This window comes from Mycobacterium sp. (assembly GCF_049673265.1).
In the GTDB taxonomy this organism is placed as follows: Bacteria; Actinomycetota; Actinomycetes; order Mycobacteriales; family Mycobacteriaceae; genus Mycobacterium.
Map to the genome: position 1 here is coordinate 1 of NZ_JBATXN010000129.1, position 5,005 is coordinate 5,005.

8 protein-coding genes are annotated in these 5,005 nt (G+C 68.2%); 6 read left to right on the forward strand and 2 right to left on the reverse strand.

The features are described from left to right. The 3 genes from mltG to WBF82_RS04590 form a co-directional block, all read left to right on the forward strand. A partial coding sequence (gene mltG, locus WBF82_RS04580; protein ID WP_424381914.1) for an endolytic transglycosylase MltG occupies positions 1 to 1,174 on the forward strand: 1,174 nt, incomplete at its 5' end. Next, positions 1,152 to 1,952 (forward strand): shikimate dehydrogenase, encoded by an 801-nt coding sequence (locus tag WBF82_RS04585; RefSeq protein WP_424381915.1) that lies wholly within the window; start codon positions 1,152 to 1,154, stop codon positions 1,950 to 1,952. The genes mltG and WBF82_RS04585, both read left to right, overlap by 23 nt. A gap of 10 nt (positions 1,953 to 1,962) precedes the next feature. Continuing rightward, positions 1,963 to 2,382: a prepilin peptidase gene (locus tag WBF82_RS04590; RefSeq protein WP_424381916.1), complete on the forward strand. Its 420-nt coding sequence runs from the start codon at positions 1,963 to 1,965 to the stop codon at positions 2,380 to 2,382. 19 nt (positions 2,383 to 2,401) lie between these two features. Here WBF82_RS04590 and WBF82_RS04595 read toward each other — a convergent pair whose 3' ends face one another. Together WBF82_RS04595 and WBF82_RS04600 are read right to left on the reverse strand one after the other, a co-directional pair. Further along, positions 2,402 to 2,728 (reverse strand): type II toxin-antitoxin system PemK/MazF family toxin, encoded by a 327-nt coding sequence (locus WBF82_RS04595; RefSeq protein ID WP_424381917.1) that lies wholly within the window; start codon positions 2,726 to 2,728, stop codon positions 2,402 to 2,404. Continuing rightward, positions 2,725 to 2,961: an antitoxin MazE family protein gene (locus tag WBF82_RS04600; protein WP_424381918.1), complete on the reverse strand. Its 237-nt coding sequence runs from the start codon at positions 2,959 to 2,961 to the stop codon at positions 2,725 to 2,727. The genes WBF82_RS04595 and WBF82_RS04600 overlap by 4 nt, the downstream gene beginning before the upstream one ends. Positions 2,962 to 3,052: 91 nt before the next feature. Between WBF82_RS04600 and WBF82_RS04605 the strand changes: the two genes are divergently transcribed. The 3 genes from WBF82_RS04605 to WBF82_RS04615 all read left to right on the forward strand — a co-directional run. Beyond that, positions 3,053 to 3,475, forward strand: coding sequence for a hypothetical protein (locus WBF82_RS04605; RefSeq protein WP_424381919.1), 423 nt, complete (start codon positions 3,053 to 3,055; stop codon positions 3,473 to 3,475). 42 nt (positions 3,476 to 3,517) lie between these two features. Next, a complete protein-coding gene (aroC, locus tag WBF82_RS04610) occupies positions 3,518 to 4,732 on the forward strand; it encodes a chorismate synthase (protein ID WP_424381921.1) in 1,215 nt (404 codons plus the stop codon). Between the two features lie 5 nt (positions 4,733 to 4,737). Beyond that, positions 4,738 to 5,005: shikimate kinase (locus tag WBF82_RS04615; protein ID WP_424381920.1), on the forward strand; the 268-nt coding region annotated here is incomplete at its 3' end.

A 5,005-nucleotide genomic window follows, 5' to 3' on the forward strand; every position in this document is an offset into this window, starting at 1 on the left:
GCGCGCCGAGCGGCTCCGCGCCGAGCGTGGCCGTCGTCGCCGGCGCATTGCGCGCGGATCAGCCGTCGGCCTGCTCATCGTTGTCGTGGTGGCGGCCGTGTTCGTCGGCTCCAAACTGTGGCACAGCTTCGGTCCGCAGAATGACTACTCCGGCAGCGGCAAAAAGGATTTGGTGATCCAGATCCACGCCGGCGACTCGACCACGGCGATCGGCGAGACGCTGCACACCCGCGACGTCGTGCGCACCGTGAAAGCGTTCCTCGAGGAGGCGGAAGGAAACGAAGCGATCTCGTCGATCCAGCCGGGCTATTACCGGATGCGCACCCAACTTCCGGCGTCGTCGGCGGTGAAGCGGCTCACCGACCCGGCTAGCCGAGTGGGCAAGTTGGTGATCCCCGAGGGCCAGCAACTCGACGACACCGCCGACGTCAAGACCAACGCCACCACGCCAGGCATCTTCACGATGATCTCCAAGGCCACCTGCGTCGACCTAGACGGAGACACGCACTGCGTGTCCAGCGCCGACCTGCGGACGGCGGCCGAAAAGACCCCGCTCGCTTCGCTTTCGGTGCCTGCCTGGGCGCTCGAGCCCGCCACCCGGATGGGCGACGACCACCGCCGGCTGGAAGGGCTGATCGCGCCGGGAACGTTCAACGTCAACCCGTCGGGCACTCCCCAGACGATCCTGGAAACGCTGATCAGCGCCAGCACAGGGCAGTACGTGAAGTCAGGTCTGCTGGACACCGCGACCGCGATGAACATGTCGCCGTATAACGTTTTGGTGGTCGCATCGCTGGTCCAGCGGGAGGCCAAGCCACAGGACTTCCCGAAGGTGGCCCAGGTCATCTACAACCGGCTGGCCGAGCACCGCACATTGGAGTTCGACTCGACGGTGAACTATCCGCTGGATCGCCGCGAAGTCGCTACCACTGACGCCGACCGCGCGCAGCAAACGCCTTGGAACACTTACGTTTCCGAAGGGCTGCCGGCGACGCCGATATGCTCGCCGGGCACCGATGCGCTCAAAGCGGCTGAGCATCCGGAACCCGGTGACTGGTTGTACTTCGTCACGATCGACGCACAGGGCACGACGTTGTTCACCCGCGACTACCAACAGCATCTGGCGAACATCGAGCTGGCCAAGCGCAACGGTGTCCTCGACTCAGCGCGCTAGGAAAGCCGGCGTGCTCGGCTCGCCGATCGCGCATTCCCGTTCCCCGCAGCTACACCTGGCCGCCTACGGTGCGCTGGGCCTCGTCGACTGGACCTACGAGCGCATCGAGTGCGGCGCCGACGAACTGCCGGCCGTCGTCGGCGGGTTCGGGCCGGAGTGGGTCGGCGTCTCGGTGACGAAGCCGGGAAAGTTCGCCGCGCTGCAGTTTGCCGACGAGCACACGGATCGGGCCGAGCTGGTCGGGTCGGCCAACACCTTGCTGCGGACGCCGGGCGGCTGGCGCGCTGACAACACCGACATCGTCGGTGTCATGGGGGCATTGGGCGCAGAAGGCTCAGCCTCGGGTCACGCGGTGGTGTCGGGGTCCGGCGGCACCGCACCGGCGGTCGTGGTGGCGCTGGCCGAACTGGGTGTCAGCGCCATCACCGTGGTGGCTCGCAGCGCGGAGAAGGCCGCCCGGTTGGTGGATTTGGGTGGCCGGGTCGGGGTGGCGGTCCGGTTCTGCGAACTGGGCAGCCCGATTGACGAGGCGACCGTGCTGGTTAATACGCTGCCGGCCGACGTCGCGGCGGAATATGCCGACACCCTGGCGCGGGTGCCAGTGCTGCTGGACGCGATCTACGACCCATGGCCGACGCCGCTGGCTGCGGCGGTGACGAAGGCGGGCGGCCGGGTGATCAGCGGACTGCAAATGCTGCTGCACCAGGCGTACGCGCAAGTCGAACAATTCACAGGCCTGCCTGCGCCGCGAGAGGCGATGACCGCCGCGTTGGATTAGCCTGCCGCGCATGGCGATGGCGGCGGCGTTGCTCTGGATGGGAGCGCTGAGCAGCTACGACATCCGCCGGCGCCGGCTACCCAACTGGCTTACCCTGCCGGGTTTCGCGGTGATCATGCTCTTCGCCGCCGGCGCCGACCGCGGCCCGGCCGCTGCGCTGGGAGCCGGGCTACTGGCCGCGGTGTATCTGCTGGTGCATGTCGTGGCGCCGGCGGCGATGGGCGCCGGTGACGTGAAGCTGGCGCTCGGGCTGGGCGCGCTGACCGGTTGCTTTGGCGGCGATGTGTGGTTGCTCGCGGCGATCGGCGCGCCGCTGCTGACTGCGGTGATCGGGGGAGTCGCCAGGCTTGGCTGGTCGGCGACGACCGTGCCGCACGGCCCGTCGATGTGCGCGGCCAGCGCCGTCGCGTTGGGGCTGGCTCAGCTGTAAGGCGACGGTGCTGAGGCAATCAGGCCAGGCCGAGGAAAACCACCAGGCTTCGCGAAAGAGTGGCCAGGTCGGTGTCGTTCACCGACCCAACGCGCTCGCGGAGCTTGGCGCGCGGCATCGTCGTCACCTTGTCGAGCATGATGCGGCTCGGTTCACTCAGCCCGTTGGTCTCGGTGGGATCCAGGGCGATCCGCAGCAGGGGGATGTCGGTGGGGTCGGTGGTCAGCGGACACACCGTGACCGACGCTGTGGCGTCGAACCGGTCGTCTTGGACGATAAGCACCGGGCGCGGCTTGCCGGCGTAATGGGTTCCTCCAGCGGCGGTCCACAGCTCTCCGCGCCTCACTCTCCGTCCTCGTCGTGACCACCAAACTCTGAGATGGCATCGGTGAACGCCTGATCTCCAGGTTCATATGGGCTGGCGGCGGCCAACGCCGATTGACGATGGGCTTCAGCGGCAAAACCGGGCGCCCGCACATCGGGCACCCAAATCTGAACCGGGCGCAGCCCTTGGCGGCGCAACCGCGCCCGATGCTCAGCGACTCGCCGGCGAACCGACGATTCTTCTCGCTCACTCATACCGCGATGTTACATGTAACAGGACTGTATTGGCAGCCTCTGGCAGTGCCGATGGTCGAGTTGGCAGCGGTTCTGGCCGCATCATCGCCGCATGACAAGTGCAACTATTTCCCGCAGTACCGTTCATGCCGATACGGCACGTTGGCGATCCATCCGCGCCGACCTGGTCTTTTGGACCGTCGCAGGCGCGATTGTGGCCGCCCTGAGCGGACCGATCGGCCATTGGTGGAACGTGCCACGCGCGGAGCTTTTGGTAGGTGGACTGGCGTTCGTCGTCGGCGGCCCGGCGCTGCTGTTCGGTCTGAACCGGATTCGCCCGACAGCCCGCGGGCTGGTGTTGGGTTTCGGCGTTTCCAACCTGCTGCTGGCGCCGGCCATGTGGGCGGCGGCAGCGCTTGGGTGGCTTCCGCTGAGCGCTGCGGGCAACTGGGCGCTGGGCAGCGCGGGCGACGTCGCCCTGGTGCTGGGTGTTTGGCAGCTCATCGCGTTGCGACGGTCGCGGCACACATGCTGACGCCTCGCCCGGCGGCGCGCCGGTCGTGGGAAGATGGGACACGTGTTGCGATGGACCACTGCTGGTGAATCCCACGGCCGGGCGTTGGTGGCCGTGCTGGAAGGCATGGTCGCCGGGGTCAGTCTGACATCGGACGACATCGCCGACCAGCTGGCCCGCCGCAGGCTCGGCTATGGCCGCGGCGCCCGGATGAAGTTCGAGCGCGACCAGGTGACCATGCTGGCCGGGGTTCGGCATGGCGTCACCCTCGGCGGGCCGATCGCCATCGAGATCGGCAACACCGAATGGCCGAAATGGGAGACGGTGATGGCCGCCGACCCGGTTGACCAGGCCGAGCTTGACGTGGCGCGTAACGCCCCGCTGACCCGGCCTCGGCCCGGCCACGCCGACTACGCCGGCATGCTGAAATACGGCTTCGACGATGCTCGCCCGGTTCTCGAGCGGGCCAGTGCCCGCGAGACCGCGGCACGCGTCGCGGCGGGCACCGTCGCCCGGCTGTTCCTGCGGCAAGCCCTCGGCGTCGAGGTGCTGTCCCACGTCATCTCGATCGGCGAATCGGAGCCCTACGACGGTCCGCCACCGCAGGCCCGCGACCTCGATGGAATCGACGACAGCCCGGTGCGCGCCTTCGACAAGGCGGCCGAGGAAGCGATGATCGCCGAGATCGAAGCCGCGAAGAAAGATGGCGACACCCTCGGCGGAGTGGTGGAGGCCGTCGCGGTCGGCCTGCCGGTCGGACTCGGATCGTTCACCAGCGGCGACAACCGGCTCGACAGCCAGCTTGCCGCCGCGGTGATGGGCATTCAGGCGATCAAGGGCGTCGAGATCGGCGACGGGTTCACCACGGCGCGCCGCCGCGGCAGCCGTGCTCACGACGAGATGTACCCCGGACCCGACGGTGTCGTCCGCTCGACCAACCGGGCCGGCGGCCTGGAAGGTGGCATGACCAACGGCCAGCCGCTGCGGGTGCGGGCGGCGATGAAGCCGATCTCAACGGTTCCGCGTGCGCTGGCCACCGTCGACATGGCGACCGGTGACGAGGCCGTCGCGATCAACCAGCGCTCCGACGTGTGCGCGGTGCCGGCTGCCGGTGTGGTGGTCGAAACCATGGTCGCGCTGGTGTTGGCCCGCGCGGCGCTGGAGAAGTTCGGGGGCGACTCGCTGGCCGAGACCCGCCGCAACGTCGAGGCCTACTTGAGGTCGGTCGCCGAGCGTGAACCGGCCGCCGAAATTCGGGCTCAATCGGTGGGAGGCTGATCCCATTGGCGCCCAAGGCCGTACTGGTTGGACTCCCGGGTTCGGGTAAGTCCACGATCGGGCGACGGTTGGCCAAGGCACTCGACGTCACGATGCTCGACACCGACGTGGCAATCGAGCAGCAGACCGGACGGCGCATCGCCGACATCTTCGCCACCGATGGCGAGAAGGAGTTCCGTCGCATCGAAGAAGACGTGGTGCGCGCGGCGCTGGCCGAGCATGACGGCGTGCTGTCGCTGGGGGGCGGCGCGGTCACCAGTCCCGGGGTGCGCA

Excerpts from the sequence above, each read along its gene's own strand:
- WBF82_RS04600 (WP_424381918.1), bottom strand. The coding sequence starts at position 2,961 with ATGAGTGAGCGAGAAGAATCGTCGGTTCGCCGGCGAGTCGCTGAGCAT.
- WBF82_RS04590 (WP_424381916.1), top strand. The coding sequence starts at position 1,963 with ATGGCGATGGCGGCGGCGTTGCTCTGGATGGGAGCGCTGAGCAGCTAC.
- WBF82_RS04605 (WP_424381919.1), top strand. The coding sequence starts at position 3,053 with ATGACAAGTGCAACTATTTCCCGCAGTACCGTTCATGCCGATACGGCA.